This window comes from Streptomyces doebereineriae (genome assembly GCF_031845645.1).
Lineage (GTDB): Bacteria > Actinomycetota > Actinomycetes > Streptomycetales > Streptomycetaceae > Streptomyces > Streptomyces canus.
This window is the reverse complement of sequence record NZ_JAVREZ010000008.1, coordinates 131,418-154,097: the sequence shown is the minus strand read 5'-3', so window position 1 is coordinate 154,097 and position 22,680 is coordinate 131,418. Positions and strand designations below refer to the sequence as shown.

Annotated in this window: 18 protein-coding genes; 10 read left to right on the top strand and 8 right to left on the bottom strand. The window is 70.5% G+C overall.

The window, feature by feature from the left end:
- Positions 1-7: 7 nt before the first annotated feature.
- The 3 genes from RNB18_RS23910 to RNB18_RS23900 are packed head-to-tail and all read right to left on the bottom strand — an operon-like array spanning position 8 to position 3,311.
- Positions 8-1,030: a TolB-like translocation protein gene (locus RNB18_RS23910; RefSeq protein ID WP_311716156.1), complete on the bottom strand. Its 1,023-nt coding sequence runs from the start codon at positions 1,028-1,030 to the stop codon at positions 8-10.
- A 58-nt stretch (positions 1,031-1,088) separates the two neighbouring features.
- Positions 1,089-2,432, bottom strand: coding sequence for an MFS transporter (locus tag RNB18_RS23905; protein ID WP_311716155.1), 1,344 nt, complete (start codon positions 2,430-2,432; stop codon positions 1,089-1,091).
- A 27-nt stretch (positions 2,433-2,459) separates the two neighbouring features.
- Positions 2,460-3,311 (bottom strand): glycosyltransferase, encoded by an 852-nt coding sequence (locus tag RNB18_RS23900; protein WP_311716154.1) that lies wholly within the window; start codon positions 3,309-3,311, stop codon positions 2,460-2,462.
- A 248-nt stretch (positions 3,312-3,559) separates the two neighbouring features.
- Between RNB18_RS23900 and RNB18_RS23895 the strand changes: the two genes are divergently transcribed.
- From RNB18_RS23895 to RNB18_RS23860, 8 genes are all read left to right on the top strand, one after another.
- Positions 3,560-4,999, top strand: a complete 1,440-nt coding sequence (locus RNB18_RS23895; RefSeq protein WP_311716153.1) for a sugar transferase — start codon at positions 3,560-3,562, stop codon at positions 4,997-4,999.
- A 23-nt stretch (positions 5,000-5,022) separates the two neighbouring features.
- Positions 5,023-6,078 (top strand): Gfo/Idh/MocA family protein, encoded by a 1,056-nt coding sequence (locus RNB18_RS23890; protein ID WP_311716152.1) that lies wholly within the window; start codon positions 5,023-5,025, stop codon positions 6,076-6,078.
- A 44-nt stretch (positions 6,079-6,122) separates the two neighbouring features.
- Positions 6,123-7,109, top strand: a complete 987-nt coding sequence (locus RNB18_RS23885; RefSeq protein WP_311716151.1) for an NAD-dependent epimerase/dehydratase family protein — start codon at positions 6,123-6,125, stop codon at positions 7,107-7,109.
- Complete coding sequence (locus RNB18_RS23880; protein ID WP_311716150.1) at positions 7,106-8,245, top strand: DegT/DnrJ/EryC1/StrS family aminotransferase; 1,140 nt, start codon at positions 7,106-7,108, stop codon at positions 8,243-8,245. Before RNB18_RS23885 ends, RNB18_RS23880 begins: the two co-directional genes overlap by 4 nt.
- Positions 8,242-8,931, top strand: coding sequence for an acetyltransferase (locus RNB18_RS23875; protein ID WP_311716149.1), 690 nt, complete (start codon positions 8,242-8,244; stop codon positions 8,929-8,931). The genes RNB18_RS23880 and RNB18_RS23875 overlap by 4 nt, the downstream gene beginning before the upstream one ends.
- Positions 8,928-10,046: a DegT/DnrJ/EryC1/StrS family aminotransferase gene (locus tag RNB18_RS23870; protein WP_311716148.1), complete on the top strand. Its 1,119-nt coding sequence runs from the start codon at positions 8,928-8,930 to the stop codon at positions 10,044-10,046. Before RNB18_RS23875 ends, RNB18_RS23870 begins: the two co-directional genes overlap by 4 nt.
- A 71-nt stretch (positions 10,047-10,117) precedes the next feature.
- Complete coding sequence (locus tag RNB18_RS23865; RefSeq protein ID WP_311716147.1) at positions 10,118-13,717, top strand: DUF4082 domain-containing protein; 3,600 nt, start codon at positions 10,118-10,120, stop codon at positions 13,715-13,717.
- A gap of 67 nt (positions 13,718-13,784) precedes the next feature.
- Positions 13,785-14,831, top strand: a complete 1,047-nt coding sequence (locus RNB18_RS23860; RefSeq protein ID WP_311716146.1) for a glycosyltransferase family 2 protein — start codon at positions 13,785-13,787, stop codon at positions 14,829-14,831.
- 17 nt (positions 14,832-14,848) lie between these two features.
- On the opposite strand, the gene RNB18_RS23855 is transcribed toward RNB18_RS23860, so the two are convergent.
- Entirely contained in the window at positions 14,849-15,511 is a 663-nt protein-coding gene (locus RNB18_RS23855) for a hypothetical protein (RefSeq protein WP_311716145.1), read from the bottom strand.
- 71 nt (positions 15,512-15,582) lie between these two features.
- Here RNB18_RS23855 and RNB18_RS23850 point away from each other — a divergent pair, with 71 nt between their 5' ends.
- Together RNB18_RS23850 and RNB18_RS23845 are read left to right on the top strand one after the other, a co-directional pair.
- Positions 15,583-17,601, top strand: coding sequence for an O-antigen ligase family protein (locus tag RNB18_RS23850; protein WP_311716144.1), 2,019 nt, complete (start codon positions 15,583-15,585; stop codon positions 17,599-17,601).
- Positions 17,598-18,479, top strand: coding sequence for a glycosyltransferase family 2 protein (locus tag RNB18_RS23845; protein ID WP_311716143.1), 882 nt, complete (start codon positions 17,598-17,600; stop codon positions 18,477-18,479). The genes RNB18_RS23850 and RNB18_RS23845 overlap by 4 nt, the downstream gene beginning before the upstream one ends.
- On the opposite strand, the gene RNB18_RS23840 is transcribed toward RNB18_RS23845, so the two are convergent.
- The 4 genes from RNB18_RS23840 to RNB18_RS23825 are packed head-to-tail and all read right to left on the bottom strand — an operon-like array spanning position 18,472 to position 22,637.
- Positions 18,472-19,263 (bottom strand): glycosyltransferase family 2 protein, encoded by a 792-nt coding sequence (locus RNB18_RS23840; RefSeq protein ID WP_311716142.1) that lies wholly within the window; start codon positions 19,261-19,263, stop codon positions 18,472-18,474. The genes RNB18_RS23845 and RNB18_RS23840 overlap by 8 nt on opposite strands.
- 11 nt (positions 19,264-19,274) lie before the next feature.
- Positions 19,275-20,330, bottom strand: coding sequence for a hypothetical protein (locus tag RNB18_RS23835; RefSeq protein WP_311716141.1), 1,056 nt, complete (start codon positions 20,328-20,330; stop codon positions 19,275-19,277).
- Positions 20,327-21,823 carry an oligosaccharide flippase family protein gene (locus RNB18_RS23830; RefSeq protein WP_311716140.1) on the bottom strand — a complete coding sequence of 499 codons (1,497 nt, stop codon included), beginning with the start codon at positions 21,821-21,823 and terminating at the stop codon, positions 20,327-20,329. Before RNB18_RS23830 ends, RNB18_RS23835 begins: the two co-directional genes overlap by 4 nt.
- Positions 21,786-22,637, bottom strand: coding sequence for a YveK family protein (locus RNB18_RS23825; protein ID WP_311716139.1), 852 nt, complete (start codon positions 22,635-22,637; stop codon positions 21,786-21,788). Before RNB18_RS23825 ends, RNB18_RS23830 begins: the two co-directional genes overlap by 38 nt.
- Positions 22,638-22,680 lie beyond the last annotated feature (43 nt).

Here is a 22,680-nt window from a genome sequence, read left to right as displayed (position 1 = left end):
GGGTTCGTCACAGGGGTGCCGGGGAGGACGCGCCCGAGATCAGCAGACGGGGTGTGCCCGTGCCGTTCGCGGGCACGCTCCACAGGTCGCTGCTGCCGACCTTGCCGTCGGTGGGCAGGGCGTAGGCCACGGTTCTGTTGTCGAGCCAGGTGGCCTGGTCGTCGACGCTGTGGCGTTCGGCGAGCGCGGTCTCCTTGAGGGTGCGCAGGTCGAGGACGTACTCGTGCCACAGGTCGGTACGGGACAACACCCGCTTCTTGAAGGCCACTCGGGTTCCGTCGGGGGAGAGCGAGGGGCACTCCACGTTCTCGGCCAGCGTGGTCACCGTCCTGCGGGAGAGTGAACCCCGGACCAGATAGGTCTTGTTGGCGGTGTTGAGCGTGGCGTAGAACGTGTCGTCGTCCGAAGCGAAGGTGACGCCCCAGAAGTTGACGTCCGCGGCCTGGTACGACTTGCCGTCCAGGACGATGGAGAACGTCTCCAGGCTGGGCGTCAGTTTCATGGTGCGGGTGTCCAGGACCGAGGTCCGGGTGGAGAAGAAGGCCGACGAGTACGACTCGCCGGAGACGAAGACGGTCCAGGCGACGAAGCGGCCGCTGGGGGAGACCCGGGCCCGGCTGGGCGTGCCGGCGAGCGCGTAGGTGTGCCGGGTGCGCAGGTCGGCGTCCAGGAGCAGAGCGCGGTTGCTCTGCTTGAGGACACCGGGGTTGGACTGGAGGCAGATACCGGTGCCGGCCGCCGCGTAGAAGCGCGCGCACTTGAGGTCGGAGGCGGTCCGCCCGCTCTTCGGGTCCGCGGACGGGACCGAGGCGACGGCGGTGCGGTGCGGGCCCGCGGCCGCGTTGACGAACGTCAGGCGGTTCTTCTGGTCGAGTGTCAGCTTGCCCGTGCTGACGGCCGGGCCGCCCGACTGCGGCTGGTTCGCCCGGTCCGCGCGGTCGGCGGCGTGCAGCACCATCCCGGTGCCCACGCCCGCGAGCAGCAGGACCGCCGTGACCAGAACGAGCAGGCGGCGGCGTATCGGTGTCATGTGGTTCCTCGTGGCTGTGGTGGTCATCGGGACCCGGGTGTCCTCGTGGCGATGGTGGTCATCGGTTGCCGTTCGTCGGCCGCAGCACCCTGCCCGCGATGGCCGCGCAGCACAGCAGGCCGACCGCCGACGCGGCCAGCGCCGGGCCGTCGCCCCACACCGTCCAGGCCGCGCCGAAGGCCAGCGAGCAGCAGAACCGGGCCAGCGCCTGGCTGGTGCCGACGATGGCGAGGCCGCTGGCCCGCAGCTCCTCGGGCACGATGTCCGCGAGGGCGGCCGGGAGTACGCCGTCGGTGGCCGCGTAGAACACGCCGTGCAGGGCGAGCACGAGGAACGGGAGGGCCGGGGTGGCCGGGGCCCACAGGAGGAGGCCGTAGCCGATCAGCAGTGCCCCGTGCCCGGAGAGGAACACGGTGTGCCGTCCGACCCGGTCGGCCAGCGCGCCGAGGGGCACGGCCAGCAGCAGGAACACCAGCGCGGTGCCCAGCGGCAGCAGCGTGAACCACTGTTCGCCGATGCCGGCCCGCCGCTGCAGGAGCAGGTAGACGAAGGCATCGCTGACGGTGGTCAGGCCGAGCAGTGCGGCACAGCCGGCGAGTGCGCGCAGGCGGGGCAGGCGCAGGAGCGCGAACGCTTCACGGATGCGGACGGGGGGTTTGCCGGCGGCGGCACCGGCTTCCAGCCCCCCGGTGTCCGCCGCACCCGCCTCGCGGACCAGGACAGGCTGCCCGCCCTCCGCCTCGCGTGCCCGGTCCACTCGCGCGCCGCGCCGCTTGCCCGGCACGAACAGCACCAGGACGACCACCCCGAGCACCGCCACGCACGCGCTCACGCCGAACACCGCGTCGTAGCCGTCGGCCGCCGCGCTCAGGATGAGAAAGGCGGCGAGGGGGCCGAGCATCGCCCCGGTGGTGTCCATCGCCCGGTGCACGCCGAAGGCCCGGCCCTGTTTCCCCGACGGTGTGGACAGGGAGATCATCGCGTCGCGCGGAGCGGTGCGCAGGCCCTTGCCGGTGCGGTCCAGGGCGAGGACCGTGCCGAGCGCGCCGATGCTGCTCACGAGCAGGAGCAGCGGCTTGCACAGTGCGGACAGACCGTAGCCGAGTCCGGCGAGCAATTTGTGGTTGCGGATGCGGTCGGCGAGGTGGCCGCCGGTCAGTTGGACCAGCGCGCCGACGCCGTTGTAGACACCGTCGAGGGTGCCGAAGGCCAGCGGGCTGAAGCCGAGCGTGGTGACCAGGTACAGCGGCAGGACGGCGGTGACCATCTCCGAGGAGATGTCGGTGATCAGGCTGACCGTGCCCAGCACGAGCACGACCGGGGCGACCCCGGGCCGCAGGCCGCGTCTTCGGCCCGGGACGGTGCCCGCCCCCGCGGGCGCGGAACGGTCGGTGAGGTACATGATCGGGAACTCCGGATCTGGTGCGCTTCAGTTCTCTCGGCTGCTCTCGTCCCGCAGCCAGGTGCCGAAGTCCTGTGCCCGGATGGCCTTCGCGGCCCCGCGCCGGGCGACAAGCGCCGCCGCGACGAAGACTACGACACCTGTGATCAGCCTCGGTTCGCCGCGGACCAGGGCGATCAGATCCGCCTTGCTCGTGCGTGCCGAAGCCTCTTCCGGGCTCTGATGATGTTGTTCGACCTGGGCGGTGGACACCGCCGCCCGGATCCTCCGCTTGATCAGATCCGGCCATGTTCGCGGCGGTTGAACCACGACCTGGGCCTTGTCGACCACGAGCCGTTCCTCGGGCGCGAATGCCAGGGACGCGGCCAGGTCGTCGGCCATCAGCGGCGGCAGCGCGGCTAGCCGGGCGTGCCCGGCCTTGGAGACCGCGATGACGCCCCGGCCGAAGAGCCCCTCGCGTACGGCGGGCAGCCGCTGCCACACCCGGTAGTAGGCGCGCACCCGCCAGGCGCAGGAGGCCAGCGGAATCCGCCGTTCGGGCGCGGTGGCGAGGATGCCAGAGGTGTCGTCGTCCAGAGGCTCGGTCAGCGCCCGTACGTCGGCGCTCCCGATCACGACGTCGGCGTCCACGTAGAGGCGGGGGAAGCCGCGCGCGTGGTCGTCGCCCGCGCGCAGAGCGGCGTGTTTGGACGGCACGGGGATCTCGACCACCCGCACGCGTGGACCACGAGCGGTCGCGATCCGCGCGGTGTCGTCCGTACAGCCATTGCACACGACCACTATGTCTGTCTCGTCCTCCGTGGAATCGGCCAGAAGTGAATCGAGGAGCCGGCCGATGACTTGCGCCTCGTTGTGGGCCGGGATCACGATGCTCGTCACGTGGGCAGTATGCAGTCGATGTCACTAATGCGATGTGTGTTTCGTCCAACTGTTCCCGTGACTGCGTTCGGTGGTCTAGATTGAGGGCCGCCGAACCGGTTTGGGTGGGGAACATGTGACCCGAGCCGACATGTATGGGGACATGAGGCGGTTGGGGAACCGCTGAGGCTTCTTTTGTTTTCACCTGCCGATGTGCTGGGGGCGCATCGGTGTTCGGTCAGGGGTAACCGTGCACGTGTGGGGGGCGCATGACCATTGAGGTCACGCATGAGCAACAGCTTGTGGAACACAGCAGTCCACAAGGTCGCCGAAGACCTTGGGAACAGAAGTACCGAATCGTCCTGCTGGTCGCGGACAGCCTCGCCGCTGCTGCCGCGGCCTTCGTGATCCATGCGGCGTACGGCCGCTGGGCGGTGGCCCTGGTGCTGCCTCCGACGTGGATCGTGGCCATGGTCGCCCACCGCACCTACGACCGCAGCGCCTTGGGGCTGGGGACCGAGGAGTACCGACGGGTGCTCCGCGGAGCCGTGGCACTGCCGGCACTCGCCGCGGTCGCGCACTGGTCGTTCACCCACGATTCGGGCCTCCTTCATGACATGATCATGGCTGCGGTGCCGGCGGCTGCCATCGCCCTCTCGGCCCGGTACGCGCTCCGTCACCGGCTGCACCGGCGATGGGCCAGGAACCGGGGCCGGAGCGCGACGCTCCTGGTCGGGCCGGCGCACGGTGTCGCGGAGCTGGTCGCCGTGCTGCGGCGCGGCGGTGTCCAGGAACTCCGGGCCGCCGGTGTGTGTCTGAGCGATCCCGGAAACGCCGCGGAGGTCCGCAAGTTGGGGATCCCCGTCCTCGGCGGCGTGGACACCATGGACGACGTCATCCGGGCCATGGGCATCGGCACCGTGGTGGTGCTGCCCGCGCCCGAGTTCGACGCCTCCGTCCTGCGCCGGATGTCCTGGACGGCGGCCGTGCGGGGCGTCGACTTCCTGCTGGCCCCCGTCCTGGCAGACGTGTCCGCCGCCCGGCTCGCGGTACGGCCCACCAACGGGGTGCCGCTGGTGCGTATCCAGGCGCCGAACCTCTCCCGGACCTCACGCCTGCCGAAGGAACTGCTGGATCGTTCCTTCGCGGCGGCGCTCCTGCTCCTGCTCGCCCTGCCCCTGCTGCTGCTCGCCCTGATCGTCCGCCTGGACAGCACCGGGCCGGCACTCTTCCGGCAGCAGCGGGTGGGCCGGTACGGCGACCACTTCACCATGTTCAAGTTCCGTACCATGCGCCCCGATTCGGAGGCCCTGCGCGCGGAACTGGAGCACCTCAACCAGAACAGCGACGGTCTGCTGTTCAAGGTGAAGGGGGACCCGCGGATCACCCGGGTCGGATCCTTTCTGCGCCGCAGCTCGCTCGACGAACTGCCGCAGCTCATCAACGTGGTCAGGGGCGACATGTCGCTCGTCGGCCCACGCCCGCCGCTGCCCGAGGAAGTGGACGGGTATCCGGCGGAGGTCAGGCGCCGACTGCTCGTGAAGCCCGGCCTCACCGGGCTGTGGCAGGTCAGCGGCCGCTCGGACCTGCCCTGGGAGGAAGCGGTCCGGCTCGATCTCGCATATGTGGACAACTGGTCGACCAGCCTCGACCTGTCCATCCTGGCGCGCACCACGACAGCGGTGGTGCGCGGAACGGGGGCCTACTGATGGACCGAAGGAAGAGGAACCAAGTGACGCAGACCAGTGAGCCGTTGGGGGTCGCGGTCGTCGGGGCCGGCTACTGGGGCCCCAACCTCGTCCGTAACTTCCAGGGCGCCGAGCAGTTCCGGCTGCGCTATCTGTGCGACCTCGACGTGGACCGTGCCCGCCGGGTGCTCGGCGGCTACTCGACCGTCGAGGCCACCGCGGACTACGCGGCCGTACTCGCCGATCCCGACGTGGCCGCCGTAGCCGTGGCCACGCCCGCCGGAACCCACCTCGACATCGCCCTGGCCGCCCTGCGCGCCGGCAAACACGTCCTGGTGGAGAAGCCGCTCGCGGCGACATACGCCGACGGGATGCGTCTGGTGGCCGAGGCGGAGGAGCGCGGGCTCACCCTGATGTGCGACCACACCTACTGCTACACGCCCGCCGTGGGCCGTATCAGGGAGCTGGTCCACTCCGGTGAACTCGGGGAGGTCCACTTCGTCGACTCGGTCCGTATCAACCTCGGGCTGGTCCAGAAGGACATCGACGTTCTGTGGGACCTCGCCCCGCACGACCTGTCGATCCTGGACTTCATCCTCCCCGAGGGCGTCGAGCCGGTCGCCGTCGCCGCCCACGGGGCCGACCCGATCGGCGCCGGACAGGCCTGTATCGCCTATCTGACGCTCACGCTCAGCACCGGGGCCATCGCCCACGTACACGTGAACTGGCTGTCACCGACCAAGGTGCGCACCACCATGGTGGGCGGCTCCAAGCGCACCCTGCTCTGGGACGACCTCAACCCCCTCCAGCGGGTGTCCGTCTACGACCGGGGCGTGGACATGGCCGCACCGCAGGAGATCGGCGCGGACGAGCGCAGGGACATGCTCATCTCGTACCGCTCCGGAGACATGGTCGCGCCCGCGATCGGCGAGAAGGAAGCGCTGCGCAGCATGGTCGACGAGTTCGCCGACGCGATCAGGACGGGCCGCGCGCCGCTGACCGACGGCCGGGCGGGCCTCAGGGTGCTGGACATCCTCGAGGCGGCCTCCCGGAGCCTGGAGTTCAAGGGCGCGGTCGTCGGCCTGCGCGCCGGTCGTTGAGCGACATCCATCAAGCGATGCAATTCCCTGAGAGGGCACAGCAGTTGAGCAGCGTACGTGGCAAGAAGATCCTGGTCACCGGGGGAGCGGGCACCATCGGCTCCAACCTGGTCGACCTGCTGGCCGAGGGCGGCGCCCGCGAGATCGTCGTACTCGACAACTTCGTGCGCGGGCGGCGGGCCAACCTCGCGCAGGCGCTGCCCAGCGGAGTCGTCGAGGTCGTCGAGGGTGACGTCCGGGACGTCGAGACCGTGAAGAAGGTCACCGAGGGCGCCGACCTGGTGTTCCACCTTGCCGCGATCCGCATCACCCAGTGCGCGGAGGAGCCGAGGCTCGCCAACGAGGTCCTGGTCGACGGCACCTTCAACGTCATCGAGGCGGCGGCCGGGGCCGGCGTCGGCAAGGTGATCGCCTCCTCCTCGGCGTCCGTCTACGGCATGGCCGAGGTCTTCCCGACGACCGAGCGCCACCACGCGTACAACAACGACACCTTCTACGGCGCGGCGAAGGCCTTCAACGAAGGCATGCTGCGCAGCTTCCACGCCATGTACGGCCTGGACTACGTGGCGCTGCGCTACTTCAACGTCTACGGCCCCCGGATGGACATCCACGGCCTGTACACCGAGGTACTCATCCGCTGGATGGAGCGCATCGAGGCGGGCGAGCCGCCGCTCATCCTCGGCGACGGCACGCAGACCATGGACTTCGTCGACGTCCGCGACATCGCCAGAGCCAATGTGCTGGCCGCGGAGTCGGACGTCACCGACGAGGTCTTCAACGTCGCCAGCGGCACGGAGACCTCACTGCGCGAACTCGCCGACGGTCTGCTGGAGGCGATGGGGGCCGAGGGTCTCGAGCCGGTGCACGGACCCGCCCGCTCGGTGAACTCGGTGGTCCGCAGGCTCGCGGACACCTCGCAGGCCGCCGAACGGCTCGGCTTCACGGCGGAGATCGACCTGCGCACGGGGCTCAGGGACCTGGTCCAGTGGTGGCGCTCGGAGCGCTCCGCCGACCAGGAGGCCGCCAAGTGAGCACCGACCGCATCCCCGTGATGATCCCCTGGCTCGGCGAGGAGGAGGCGCGGGCCGCCTCCGACGCCGTGCTGTCCGGATGGGTCGCCCAGGGCCCCCGGGTCGCCGCCTTCGAGAAGGCGTTCGCCGAGCGGGTGGGCGCCGAGCACGCCGTCGCGGTCAGCTCCTGCACCACCGCCCTCCACCTGTCGCTCGTCGCCCTCGGCGTGGGGCCCGGCGACGAGGTCGTGGTGCCGTCGCTGTCGTTCATCGCCACCGCCAACGCCGTACGGTACGTCGGCGCCGAGCCGGTGTTCGCCGACGTCGACCCCGTCACCGGCAACCTGACGCCCGCCACCGTGGACCAGGTCCGCACCCCGCGCACCAGGGCCGTCCTCGCCGTCCACCAGGGCGGCGTACCGGCCGACGTGCACGCCCTGCGCGCCGCCTGCGCCGACTGGGACCTGCCGCTGGTCGAGGACGCGGCCTGCGCCATCGGCTCCACCGTCGGGGGGAAGCCCGTCGGCCACGGCGCGCTGCTGGCCGCCTGGTCCTTCCACCCCCGCAAGGTGGTCACCACGGGCGAGGGCGGCATGGTCACCACCGACGACGCCGAGTGGGCGGTCCGGCTGCGCCGGCTGCGCGAGCACGGCATGAACGCCTCGGCGGCCGAACGCCACGCGAGCAACAAGCCGGTGCTGGAAAGCTACCTGGAAGTCGGCTTCAACTACCGGATGACCGACGTGCAGGCCGCGATCGGCCTGGTCCAGCTCGGCAAGCTCGACGCGATGATCGCCCGCCGCCGTGAACTGGCCGCGCGCTACGACGCGTTGCTGCGGGACGTTCCCGGTCTCACCCCCGTACGCGACCCCGCGCACGGGCAGAGCAACTTCCAGTCCTACTGGGTGCTGCTCACCGAGGACTTCCCGGTCGGCCGGGACGACCTGCTCGCCGCACTCTCCGACGCCGGAGTCTCCGCCCGGCGCGGGATCATGGCCGCGCACCTCGAACCGGCCTACGCGGACCACCCGAGCGTGCCGCTGCCGGTCACCGAGCGGATCAGCCGGGACTCGCTGATCCTGCCGCTGTTCCACACGATGACCGAGGCCCAGCAGGACCGGGTCGTCGCGGCACTGCGCGAACAGGCCCGAAGATGAACGAACTGGTGATCGTCGGGGCGGGCGGCTTCGCCCGGGAGACCGCGCAGGCCGTACGGGACGCGGGCGAGGTCAAGCTGCTCGGGCACCTCGACGACAACGCCGACCTGCACGGCACCGACGTGGACGGCGTGCCCGTCCTGGGCGGCTGCGACCTGGTCCACGACCTGGCCGAGGCGCGGGTGGTGATCTGCGTGGGCAACCCGCGCGACTACGCGGCCCGGGCCCGACTGGTCCGCAGGTTCGGCCTGCCCGAAGGCCGCTACGCCACCGTGGTCCACCCGACCGCGGTGGTGTCGGCGACCTCCGAGGTCGGCCCCGGCTCGGTCCTGCTCGCGCACTGCGTCCTGACCGCCGCCGTGCGGGTCGGCGCGCATGTCGCGGTGATGCCGCAGGTCGTCCTCACCCATGACGACGTCGTCGAGGACTACGCGACGCTCACGTCCGGGGTCCGACTCGGTGGGGGAGCACGGCTGGAGCGGGGCGCCTACGTGGGCTCCGGCGCTCTGGTCAGGGAGGGCACCACGGTGGGTGCCTGGTCACAGATCGGCATGGGGAGTGCCGTACTCGGTGACGTCCCGCCGGGCGAGATCTGGGTGGGGAGCCCGGCCCGGCGGCTGCGCGCGGCGGGGGAGCCCGCGCTGAACGAACTTGCCAACAGAACAGTGGGGGGACCGCTGACATGAACCAGATTCCGCTAGTGGACCTCAAGGCGGCCCACGAAGAGGTCGCCGACGAGGTCCGGGCCGGATTCGACCGGATCCTGGCGAACACCGCGTTCGTCGGCGGCGACGAGGTCCGCCGATTCGAACGTGAATACGCCGACTTCGGCGACGTCGCCCACTGCGTGGGCGTCGCCAACGGCACCGACGCCGTCGAACTCGCCCTGCGCGCAAGCGGGGTGAGCCCCGGCGACGAGGTCGTGGTGCCCGCCAACACCTTCATCGCCACCGTGGGCGCGGTCGCCCGCATCGGCGCGCGACCGGTCCTGGCGGACTGCCTGCCCGACAGTCATCTCCTCGACCCTCAGAAGGCGTTGGACGCGGTCGGCCCGGCCACCCGCGCGGTCGTGCCGGTCCACCTGTACGGACAGATGGCCGAGGTGACCGACCTGGTCGCGCAACTGCCCGACGGGGTACGGGTCGTGGAGGACGCCGCCCAGTGCCAGGGCGCGACCCGCGACGGCCGGTCACCGGGCAGCGGCACCATCGCGGCCACCAGCTTCTACCCCGGCAAGAACCTCGGCGCCTACGGTGACGCGGGCGCTGTGCTGACCGACGACGAGGAACTCACCGGCCTGGTACGGGCGATCGCCAACCACGGCGGCGTCGCCAAGTACCGCCACGACGTCCCCGGGTTCAACAGCCGCCTCGACGGACTCCAGGCCGTCGTCCTGCGGGCCAAGCTCAGGCGGCTGGCGGACGGCAACGCGGCCCGCCGCGCGGCCGCCGCCCGCTACGACGAACTGCTCGCCGACCTGGCGGCCACCGGACAGGTCGTGCTCCCGACCACCGAGGCCGGCAACGTCCACGTCTGGCACCTGTACGTGGTCCAGGTCGACGGAGCCGACCGCGACGACATCGTCGGCAAGCTCAACGCCGAGGGCATCGGCGCGGGCGTGCACTATCCGGCCCCGGTCCATCTCACCCCGGCGTACCGACATCTCGGCCACGCCCGGGGCGACTTCCCGAACGCCGAGAAGGCGGCGGAGCGGATCCTGTCGCTTCCGCTCTACCCCCAGATCACCCCCGACCAGCAGCAACGGGTCGTGGCCGCGCTCGCCGAAGCGCTCCGAGGCTGATCGGTCCCCTCACCACACGCCTCACCCCCGACTTCAGGGTCGGTCCTGCACAGCACCGCTGAGAGGTACACATGAACAGATGGAGCAGACGGCTCCGGGGCGGCCGCCTCGCCGTCATAGCCGCGTTGATATGGGCGGTGCTCCCGCAGGCCGGGATCGCCCAAGCGGCTTCCGATCCTTGCGGAACGGGCTCGAACCCGATCGTCTGCGAGAACAGCAAGGCGGGCAGCCCCATGTCCGACTGGTTCTCGCCCAACGCCTACGGTGACATCAAGGGGTTCTCCACCAAGGAGAGCGTCCAGGCCGGTGACACCGTCCAGTTCAAGATCCAGTCGCCGGTCTCGTACCACGTCGAGATCTACCGGCTCGGCTGGTACGGCGGCGACGGTGCGCGCCTGATGTCGACCGCGGCCCAGGCAGCGGTGACCTACCCGTCCAATTACACGACCAAGGCCGCCAGTTGCACCACCAAGGCCGCCACCGGCCTGGTCGACTGCGGCAACTGGCCCGTGACCGCGAACTGGACCGTGCCCAGTGACGCCGTGTCCGGGCTGTACATCGCGAACCTGACGCAGACCGACGGCGACGGCCTGATGCCGTACCCGTTCGTCGTCCGCAAGGACTCCAGCACCTCCGACGTCGTCGTGCAGACCAGTGACCAGACCTGGCAGGCGTACAACGACTACGGCGGCCAGGACCTCTACGGCGGCACCGGGCCCGCCCCCGACGGCCGCGCCTACGAGGTCAGCTACAACCGCCCGCTGGACATCGGCGGCGACAACGGCATCTACGGCTCCGAGTTCATGATGCTGTCCTGGCTGGAGCGCAACGGCTACGACGTCAGCTATCTCTCCGGCGTGGACGTGTCGACCAACGGCGGCACCCTGCTGAAGAACCACAAGGTGTACATGTCCTCGGGCCATGACGAGTACTGGACGCAGAGTCAGTACAGCAACGTCCTGGCGGCCCGCAAGGCAGGCGTCCGGCAGGCCTACTTCAGCGGCAACGAGGTGTTCTGGAAGACCCGTCTGACGCCCAGCATCGACGGCACCAGTACCGCCAACCGCACCATGGTCTGCTACAAGATGACCAAGATGGCCCAGAACAACGGCATCGCCGACCCCAGCGGCGAGTGGACCGGCACCTGGATGGACCCGACGAGCACCAACTACGGCCAGGCCTACCAGCCGCCGAACATCCTCACGGGATCCATGTTCACGGTGAACGGCTACCGCGCCGACGCCATCACCGTCCCCGGTTCGTACGGCAAGAACCGGCTGTGGCGGGGCACCTCCATCGCGAACCTCACGGCGAGCCAGACGGCCACCTTCCCGACCGGGACGCTCGGTTACGAGTGGGACAGCGACATCTCCAACAGCACCAGACCGACCGGCGCGATCGACCTGTCGTCCACGACCGTGGACATCAACGACGGGAAGTACCGCCTCGACTGGGGCAACATGTACGGCAACGGCACCGCGACGCACAATCTCGTCGAGTTCCGTGACCAGGACTCCGGAGCCCTGGTGTTCGGGGCGGGAACCGTGCAGTGGTCGTGGGGCCTGACCAACCTGCCGACCTACGACCCCGCGGACACGGTGGTCACCGAGGACGCCCGCATGCAGCAGGCGACCGTGAACATCCTCGCCGACATGGGCGTCCAGCCGCTGACCCGGCAGAGCAACCTCGTCGCGGCCACGGCCTCCACCGACACCACCGGCCCGGCCATCACTGTGACCAGCCCGGCCTCCGGGACCACCGTCCCGGCGCTGAAGCCGGTCACCATCAAGGGCACCGCCTCCGACTCCGGTGGCGTGGTGGCCCGCGTGGAGGTGTCCACGGACGGCGGATCGACGTGGAACGCCGCCACCGGCCTCACGTCCTGGAGCTACACCTGGACCCCGACGACCCCGGGCTCGGCGCCGATCAAGGTCCGCGCGGTGGACGACAGTGTCAACATCGGCTCCACCACCACGGTCGCGCTGACCGTCGGCCCCCAGGCCTGCCCCTGCACCATCTGGCCGGCCTCGGCCGTCCCCGGCACCGTCAACGCGGGCGACGGCAGCTCCCTGGAGCTCGGCGTCAAGTTCCGGACCACGGTGGCCGGTTCGATCACCGGTGTCCGCTTCTACAAGTCGTCCGCCAACACCGGCACCCACACCGGCAGCCTGTGGAGCGCCTCCGGCACCCGCCTGGCCACCGGCACCTTCAGCAGCGAGACGGCCTCCGGCTGGCAGCAGCTGAACTTCTCCACCCCGGTGACCGTCAAGGCCAACACCACCTACGTCGCCTCGTACTTCGCCCCCAACGGCGGATACTCCTACGACGGCGGCTACTTCTCCGACAAGGCCGCGGGCCTGGCCCCGCTCACCGGACTCCAGTCCGGCACCGACGGCGGCAACGGCGTCTACCGCTACAGCTCGACCAGCGCCTTCCCGTCCTCGGCGTCCTCCGGCAGCAACTACTGGGTCGACGTGGTGCTGGACACCTCGACGGCCAGCACGACCCCGCCGGCGGTCACCTCCACCTCGCCGACGTCCGGCGCGACCGGTACGTCGATCACGGCATCGGTGTCGGCCGTCTTCGACCACGCCATCGACGCCGACAGTCTGACGTTCACCGTGAAGGACCCGGACGGCAACACCGTGCCGGGCACCAAGACGCTTCCGGCGTCGAACAAGGCGACCTTCACCCCGTCGACCGAGCTGGCGCTGCACACCACGTACACCGCGTCCGTCCAGGCCTCCGACCTGTGGGGCAACGAAATGGCGGACCCGGTCACCTGGAACTTCACCACCAGTTCCCAGCCGCCGGCCGTCACCTGCCCCTGCACTCTGTGGAACGCCTCCGCCACCCCGGCCACCGCCGCCGTCACCGGTGACGGCAACTCGGTCGAACTCGGCACCCGGTTCACGTCCTCGGCGGACGGCTGGATCACCGGCGTCACCTTCTACAAGGGCGCGACCAACACCGGCACCCACACCGGCAGCCTGTGGTCCGACGACGGCACGCTGCTCGCCACCGGCACCTTCACCACCGAGTCGGCCTCCGGCTGGCAGACGATGACCTTCGCCACCCCGGTGGCCGTCACCGCGGACACCGCCTACGTCGCCTCTTACCACGCGCCGAACGGCAACTACGCGGTGGACGGCGGCTACTTCACGGCGGCCCACCAGTCCTATCCGCTCACGGCCACGGCCGACACCACCGCCCACCACAACGGGCTCTACCGGTACGGCAGTTCCCCGGCCTTCCCGAACGGCTCCTACGGATCCGCGAACTACTGGGTCGGCCCGGTCTTCACCGCCGACGACCCGAGCGCTTCCCTGGCGACGGTCAACGCCTCGGAGGTGACCGCGTCCTCGCTGGCGCACACCGCCGACGCGACGAGCCCCCTCGTCACGACCCTGCCCGCCTCGACCAAGCTGTCGTCCGTCAAGGCGACCGTGACCATCGTGAGCGGCTCCAAGGCCGCCAAGAAGCTCCACGTCACGGCCGTCACCTCCTACAACAGGGCCACCCACAAGGTGTCCGTGCACCTGTCGTCCCCGCTGCCGGACGGCACGCGGTTCAAGGTCAGCGTCAAGGCCCAGGACAAGAAGGGCCACACGGTGAAGTCCAAGACCTGGACCCTGACCAGCAAGACGACCGTCCGCAAGAAGAAGAACTGACCGATCAGAACCCACCGGTGGTGGGGGGGGCGGCGGCCGCCACCACCGGGGATTGGCTTCCCCACAGATGAGCACCGTCAATGTTGTGATCCCCTGCTACAAGTACGGCCACTTCCTGGCCGACTGCGTGAGCAGCGTCCTGGACGAGCAGGACGGCGTCGACGTCCGGGTGCTCATCATCGACGACGCCTCGCCCGACGACTCGGCGGAGGTCGCGCAGAAACTGGCGGCCTCCGACCCGCGGATCGAGGTCCACGTCCACGAGACCAACAAGGGCCACATCGCCACGTACAACGAAGGCCTGCTGGAATGGGCCGACGGCGACTACGTGGCCCTCCTGTCCGCCGACGACCGGCTGGTCCCGGGCGCGCTGGTGCGGGCGGCAGCCCTCCTGGACGCCCATCCGGAGGCGGGCTTCGCCTACGGGCGCCCCCTGCGCTTCCAGCACGGCGGCCCGCTGCCCGAGGCCCGTACCCGGAGCACCGGATCGGTCGTCTACCCCGGCCACTGGTGGCTGGACCGGCGCTTTCGCGAGGGCACCGGCTGCATCACCTCGCCGGAGGTCGTCGTGCGCACCAGCCTCCAGCGCACGGTCGGCGGCTACGACCCCGCGCTGCCCCACGCCGGCGACATCGAGATGTGGATGCGGCTCGCCGCACACGCCGACGTGGGCTACATACGCGGCGCCGACCAGGCCTTCTACCGCGTCCACGGCAAGAACATGTCCACCGTCGACTTCGGCGGCCAGCTGGACGACCTGCGCCAGCGGCTCGTGGCCTTCGACTCGGTGCTCACCAAGTGCGCCGACCGGCTGCCCGACGCCGACCGCCTGGCCGACCAGGTCCACACCCGGCTCGCCCGCTTCGCGCTGCGCCGCGCCTACCGGGCCTACGACCGGGGACGTACGGCAGTCGTCCCGGTCGACGAGTGCGTCGCGTTCGCCGAGGAGTGCCTGCCCGGATACCGGGCCCTGCCCGAATACCGCGCACTGCGGCTCAGACGGCAAATCGGGCCGAAGGCCATGCCCTACCTCCAGCCGCTGATCTGGTCGGCCGTGGCCGAACGCGGGCGGGAGCGGCTGTGGTGGGAGTCCTGGAAGCGCCGCGGAATCTGATGAGCCACCTGTTCCACTCAGCTCACGACGGGCACCGGCTCGGTGCGACGGCGGCGGCCCGGAGCGTCCGTCCGGCGGCTCAGCAGGTACCGGTCGAGCCACAGCGCGCCGACGATACCGGCCGCCGCGCCCAGCAGCGCCGTACCCGCGAGGCCCCGCATCTTGTTGCCCTGCACCTCGGCGGCGCTCGGGGAGGTCAGGACGGTCGCGGTGATGCGCGCCCCGGCGGGAACACCCTCGGACTTCTGCAGCGCGTCGACATGCCGGGTGTAGACGTCGATGATGCGGCTCACCGACGTCACCGCCGCCTCGGCCCCGGACGCCTGCGACTGCACCTGCAGGGACGGGATCAGATAGCGGGGCGTCGCGCTGGTGCCGCTGTTGCGGGGGACGAGATGGTAGGTCCCGCGCACGCCCTCCGCCTTCAACTCCTTGGCCCCGGCGGGGGATTCCAGCTGCCGTACGACGCCGTAGGACAGCACGGCGAGCGGCGGCTGGAGATTGGTGAGCTGGTTGGGCTGGTTCTGCGTCACCGGCGGCTTGAGCACCACCACCGCGGAGCCGACGTACTGAGGAGTGGGGCGCACCACGTGGTAGGCCCCGGCAGCCGTCAACAGCAGCGCCGCCACCAGGACGTACCAGCGGCGGAGCAGCGCATCGGCGACGTTCCCGGGCGACATGTGAGTTCCTTCCGTCGCCCCCGATACTGGCAGGACATGTGGCCGGATGCCACCGAAAGGAGGAATGGTTCGTGAGCATTGGTGAGATATGGGCCATTCTGCGCCGACGGTGGTACTTCATGGTGCCCTTCACCGTGCTCAGTCTGCTCGGCGGCGCGTATCTGTACGAGACAGTCCCGGTCTCCTACCAGTCGCAGAGTTCGGTCGCGTTGCTGGACTCCTCGGCCGTCGCCCGGCTGGCCCCCACCTTCGGCAACCCCATCTCGAACGCGGGCGGTTCGCTGATCGTCACGGCCGACGTGCTGATCAGGACCCTCGAATCGAGCGACGCGGCGAAGGAGTTGCACAGCAGGGGCGTCACGGACCCGTACACCACCGGGTTCGCCCCGGACAGCGAGAGCCCGCTGCTCGTGCTCAGCGTCACCGGGACCGACCGGGCGAAGGTGCTCAAGGAGACCGACATCCTGACCGCCTTCGCGGGCGAGCAGCTCGATGCCCTCCAGGCCGCCGCCAAGGTGCCGTCCGCGTATCTCGTGCAGACGGCCCCCGTGGTCCTGCCGCAGACCCCGGTGGCGGAGTCGAAGAACCGCTACCAGGGCATCGCGGCCGTCGTCATCCTGGGCGTCGTCAGCGCGTTCCTGCTGTCGATCCTGGTGGAGGGCGTCACGGTGGTGCGCCGCCGCCGGAACGCCGCCGCCCGGCCGCGTCAGGCCCGCGCCCCCACCCGCGAACGGGTGGGCTGGCTGAACCGCCGCGTCGACGCCACCGCGATCCTCACCGTCTATCTGGCGCTGGCCTTCTTCATCCCCTCGAACCTGGCCCTGCCCGCGCTCGGCGGCGTCGGCACCCCGGCCAACGTCTTCGCCCTGCTCGGCCTGTTGTGGTACCTCGCGACCTGGCTGGGCGGCCGGATCCTGCCCGCGCCGGGAACCAGGTTCGTGCGGGTCTCGATGTGCGTGCTCGGCACGGCCGTCCTCATGGCCTACATCGCGGACGCCATGCGCGAGAGCTCGCACCAGGAGGTGCTCGGGGCCGACCGGGGGCTCATCGGATACCTGGTGTGGGTGTCGCTCGTCGTCCTGACCTCGGCGGCCATGCAGGAACGCGGCCGGCTCGACGTCCTGATGCGCCGGGTGGTGGTCCTGGCGTCCGTCGTCGCCGCGATCGGCTTCTACGACTTCTTCGCGGCCACGAACATCGCCGACTCCATCCACATCCCCGGCCTGCAGACCAGCGTGGCCCAGGTGAGCGCCATGGACCGGGGTGCCTTCACCCGGCCCCGCGCCACCACGGCCCAGCCGCTGGAGTTCGCCGGCATGCTGGCGATCCTGCTGCCCTTCGCGATCCAGCAGGCCTTCGACCCCGTACGACGTCACCGCCACGTCCTGCGCCGCTGGGCCCCGGTGGTGCTCATGGGCGGTGCGCTGCCCCTGTCCGTGTCACGGACCTCCATCATCGGGCTGCTGCTGGTGGCCCTGGTGATGGTGCCGCGCTGGAAGCCGGCCCGGCGCTGGGCCGCGATCGGCGTGATGACGGCCTCCGTGGCCGTCTTCAAGGTGCTCGTCCCCGGACTGATCGGCACGATCACAGCTCTGTTCGCGTCGTTCCTGTCCAACTCCGACAGCAGCACCCAGGCCCGTACGGTCAAGTACAGCGCGATCGTGCCCTACCTGAAGGAACACCCGCTGTTCGGGCGGGGCTTCGGCACCTTCACCCCGGACCTGTACTTCTTCACGGACAACCAGTACATGCTGACCCTGGCCGAGATGGGGGTGCTCGGACTCGTCGCCCTGCTCGTCCTGTTCATCACCGGCATCCACCACGGAGGCGCCATTCGCCGGCTCGCCCGCACCGAGTCCGACCGTGAACTCGGGCAGGCGTTCTTCGCCTCGTCGCTGGTCGCCCTGGTCAGCAGCGCGACCTTCGACTCGCTGAGCTTCCCCATGTTCGCCGGCATGTTCTTCCTGGTGCTGGGGGCAGGGGGCAGCTATCTCGGCTTCGTCCGGCGCGAGGCGGCCGCCGCCGCGGCCCCCGCCGTCGCCCGCAAGGTCTCCGAAGACCGGCTTCCCCAACTCGTGGAGTCCCGTTGAGCCCCGTCGCCGTCATCGTCGTCACCTGGAACAGCGCCAAGGTGCTGCCCGGGTTCCTCGCCGCGCTCCCGGAGGGCATGGCCGGCCTCGACTGGCGGCTGGTCGTCGCCGACAACGACTCCGCCGACGGCACCGTCGAGGTCCTCCACGAGCTGGCCCCCGACGCCACCGTCGTGCAGACCGGCCGCAACGCCGGGTATGCGGCCGGGGTCAACGCGGCGCTGAAGGCCGTCGACCACGGGGTGGCGCTGATCTGCAACCCCGACATCCGGATGCGGCAGGGCTGCGCCAAACGCCTCGTCGGCAGTCTCGGCGACGGCGTCGGGATCGCCGTACCCCTTCTGTACGAGGACGGCCGGGACACGCCCCATCACTCACTGCGCCGGGAGTCGAGCGTGCTGCGGGCTCTCGGCGAGGCCGTCATCGGCAACCGTCGGGCCGGACGCTTCCCGAGGCTGAGTGAACTCGTCACCGACCCCGGCGCGTACCGGCGGCCCACGCGCGCGGACTGGGCGACCGGCGCGCTCATGGCCGTCGCGGCCGACTGCCGGGCCGCCTGCGGTCCGTGGGACGAGTCCTTCTTCCTGTACTCGGAGGAGACCGAGTACTGCCTGCGGGCCCGGGATCTGGGCTACGCCACGCAGCTGGAGCCGTCGGCCGAGGCGGTGCACCTCGGCGGCGACTCGCAGGTCTCACCCCGGCTGTGGTCCCTGCTCACGGTCAACCGGGTGCGGTTGTACCGGCGGCGCCACGGGGCCGTCGCGACAGCCTGCTTCCGCGCCGCCGTGCTGCTGCGGGAGACGTCACGGGCCGTCCTGGGCCGGCAGGCCAGCAGGGCCGCGGTCGCCGCGCTGCTCCGATCGGGTGCGCTCAGCTAGACCACGTCGTGTAGAAACTCGCGGGGTTCACCAGATACCGCACGGTGGCGTGCGGCACATGACGTACGGCGTGACCCCGGCTGTAGCGGTACACGAGCTCCCAGTCCTCGCGCGGAAGCACCTCCGGTGTCCTGCGCAGACGGCTGAAGCGCAGGGAACCGTCGCGGCGTGCGACGAACGCGTTGGTGTCCAGGAAGGACTCCCGGGCGGCCCGACGGCGGTCGAACTCCACGGACAGGACGTCCCGTTCGGTGCCGTCCGGCAGGACCCGGCGCAGCGCGGTGTAGACGCCGTCGGGGCCGTCGGGAGCCTCCAGGACCGCCAACGCCCGTTCCAGATGGTCGGGTTCCCACCGGTTGTCGTCGTCCAGGAACGCCACGTACCGCGACCGGGTGAGGCGGATGCCGACATTGCGCACGACGCCCGCCACGGCGGTGTTGCGCGCCAGCGATACGGCGAACAGGCGCGGATCGTCCGGGAGTTCGGGGAGCCCAGCACCGTCGTCGACGACGATGACGACCTGGTCGCGAACCGTCTGGGCCAGCGCCGAGGCGACCGCCGCGCGCAGCGCGTCGGGGCGTCGGTGGGTGGCGATGACGGTGGCGACCAGGGCCTGCGGGACGGGCCCGACGGCAGCCGCAAGCCGGCGGGTCTCGGCGTTCTCGAGACGGTGCAGCCGCACCGCGGAGGGCAGGAGCAGGACCTTGTTGCGCAGCTCGAAGAGGACCAGCCAGCCGAAGGCGCCCTTGAGGAGCTCCCAGGGGGCGCGGGCGATGCGTCGCATGATCCTCTTCCTCAGCCTGCCGGTTCGGGGGTGATGGGGGTCCCGTCGGAGAACCGGTTGCCGCGCCAGACGTTGCCCGCGCCGCCCGCGTTCCAGGCGGTGACCGCTCCGTAGACGCCGGAGTAGCGGTGGTACCGGGTGGAGAACACGTTGTTCGTGACGGTGATCCCGGTGGCGCCGTCACCGCCGCCGTAGAGGGCGTAGGCGCCGCCGGCCAGCAGGTTGCCGTCGATGACGGTGTTGGAGACGTGCCCGGTGTCGGCGAACAGGCCGACGGCGGCGGACGCTCCCTGGTCGACGGGGACCGGGTTGAGCAGGGTGTTGTGCCGGATGACCAGCGTGCCGTTGCTGCCACCGCCGCTGATCACCGCGTCGGTGTGCTGCCACTCGCCGCCGTTGTTGCGGAAGGGGACCAGGCCGTGGACGTAGTTGTCGTGGAGGTTGCCCTGGCCCATCGAGAGGGCGTTGCCGAACACGGAGATGTCGCACCAGCCGACCTCGATCGAGCTGCTGCCCATGTTGGAGACGGCGTAGTCCACGCCCCCGTTGTCCGGGCCCTTGCCGGGCACCGCGGTGATGGTGGTGTGGAGGACCCGAAGCCCGCGGTAGCCGGGACGCAGGTTGATTCCCCACCAGTTGGTGGAGGTGATCCTGCTGTCAATGACCGTCACGTTGTTCGCGTAGACGTCGAGCGAGCCGGTGATGTCCTGGCCCCTGATGACGGCCCCGTCGGTCGTGACGCTCATGTTCCCGGTGGCGCGGGGCTTGAGCCGTACACGGGGGCCGGTGTTGCCGGCGTCCGGGAACCCCGCTCCCGCGGGCGCGGCAGTGGTGGCCGGGGTCCTGTCAGGAGAACGGGAAGGCGCGGACGGCTTGGGCCTGTGGGTGGGCGTCGAGATACCCGGACTCACGGAGGCCGAGGCGCTCTCGGACGGCGTGGGGTCGGCGACGGCCGAGGGCGTTCGTGTGGGCGTCGGCTCGGCGCGGTCGGCCTTTTCACCCCCCGAGGAGCAGGCGGCCGTCAGTAAAAGCGCCAGGCCGACGAGCAGTCGGCGGAGCGTCGTCATACGGTCTCCGGGGTCCGGGAGCCGAGCAGGAAGCGGCGGCTGGGCAGCACGCACACCACGTAGCAGGCCAGGGCGGTCGTGCCGACGAGGAACAGGGCGAGGGTGCCGTCACCGAGCAGGTGCTTGGCGGCGAGGAGCACCGCCGTCATCGCCACACCCCCGAGGAAGGGCCAGGCGCAGGCCCTGGTGATGTGACCGAGGCCGATCCCGGCGCGGGAGAGCGCGTAGAGGAACACGGGGACGACGAGCCCGGCGCCGACCAGGACATGGCCCTGGGAGACACCGACGATGCCGTTCATGCGGGAGCCGACGATCAGGACGGGAACGAGGGCGGCGACCCACAGCCCCTGGACGAGGATGAGCGAGCGGCGCTGTCCGACCGCGACGAGACAGTCGTAGGCGAGTTCACAGACGATACGGATCAGGCCCAGGGCCATCAGCCACGGCAGCGCCTCGGCGGCGGGCAGCCACTTGCCGCCGTAGACGAGGTGGATGACCGGGGCCGCGAGTCCGCCCAGCAGGACACACAGCGGCACGGTGCCGGTGACCAGGACCCCCAGGGCGCGGCTGAAGCCCTGGGCCAGGGCCTGCGGGGAGTCGGCCAGGCGGGAGAAGCCCGCGAAGGAGACGCGGCGGGCGGCCTCGGAGATGACGCGTACCGGCCAGCCGGACATGTTGAACGCCAGGACGTAGAAGCCCAGCGAGATCTGTCCGAGGGAGGAGCCCACGACCATGGTGTCCACGTTGACGACGGCGAGGGCGAGCAGGCTCGCGCCGGCCAGGGGGAGCCCGAACTTCAGCAGGGCGCGGGCCTGTTCGGGGTCCCAGCCGAACCGCAGGGTGCCGGGGACGGCCACGGCGCAGCCGATGAGCGCGGCGATGTTGCCCACGACCGCGCCGACGGCGAAGCTCATCGCCCCCCAGCCGGAGAAGGCCAGCAGCAGGGTCACGGCGGTGCTGAGGACGAAGTTGAGCGCGTCGATGACCATCCGCCTGCCCTGGGCGAACTCCCGGGTCAGGATGCCGGCGGGCACATGTGCCACCGCGTCGATCACCAGGCACAGGCACATCACCCTGAGGACGCCCGAGGCGTCCGGCGAGCCGAGCAGTCCGGCCACCGTCGGCGCCGAGACGAACAGGGCGATGTACAGCAGGCCGCTGGACAGGACGCTCAGGGTCAGCACGGTCGGCGCGAAGCGGCGCGGCTCGCCCTCCCAGCGGATGATGGCGAGGCCCACGCCCAGTTCGTTGGCGGAGAGCAGGACCAGGAGGACGGTCTGGGCGATGCCGTAGACGCCCCACTCCGCGGGCCCGAGGGCGAACCGCGCCAGCAGGATGCCGGTGGCGAAGTTGCCCAGGCGCATGACCACGGTGTTGATCAGGCTCCAGCGGGCCGCGGAACGGACCTTCCCGCCGAGGGAGGCAGGAGCGGGAGACGACGGGCTGTCGCCCGCCTCAGGTCTCTCGCTGTCCGGTGTGCGAACGCTGTCCATGTGTCGACTCCTCGTCGAGCGCCTCGGCGGCGGGCGCCACGGTCATGACGGACCGTCCGGCCCTCGGCCCTTCGGTGCGCCTCTTCTCGGCGGACCGCGACCAACTGGGCGGCGTCCTGAGGGCCATCGTCTGCTCGGCGACCGACTCCTTCGCCCCGGTCGCCGGCTCGGGCTCGGCTACCGGCTGCGCGGGTTCTTCCTGCCGCATGGCCGGACGCGGTCGCCGGCGCGCCTCCACATAGAAGGTGGCGACCAGGCTCAGGACCAGACCCAGACCCCCGGCCATGACCATGTACTCGAGCCGGGTCTTGGTCTGCGCCATCGGGTTCTGCGGGGCCACGATCGTCATCATGCGGATCCTGGCGTTCTCGGTGACCGACTGCTGTTTCTGGAACTGCTCCAGCCGCTCCTTGGCGTACTCGGTCAGGAGGCGGTCCGACTTCAGGACGGCCTTCTTGCCCGTGCCGGTCACCGTGAGCCACATGAGCGGACCCTGGGCGTTGTCGGCGAGCTTGGCCTCGAACGTGCCGGTGGCGCCCCGGGACTTGAGCTCCCGGAGGGAGACATCGGAGTTGAGGTTGCGGGCCAGGCTGTCGGCCATGCCGGTCAGCGAGGTCTGGGTGCTCAGGAAGGGGTTGCCGTCGTAGGCCTTGGTGGCCTTCTCGGAGTTCAGCAGGACCACCGTGCTCTGCGACTGATAGGTGACCGGGACCGTCACCGCCACGCCCACCGTCAGGCCGATGGTCAGCAGCAGTCCCGGCAGCAGGACGTACCAGCGCCTGCGCATCACCCGGAAGATCTCAGCGAGATCCATGGTGGTCCCCCCTCGCGCCCAAACGTTCGACGAGCATATGTTG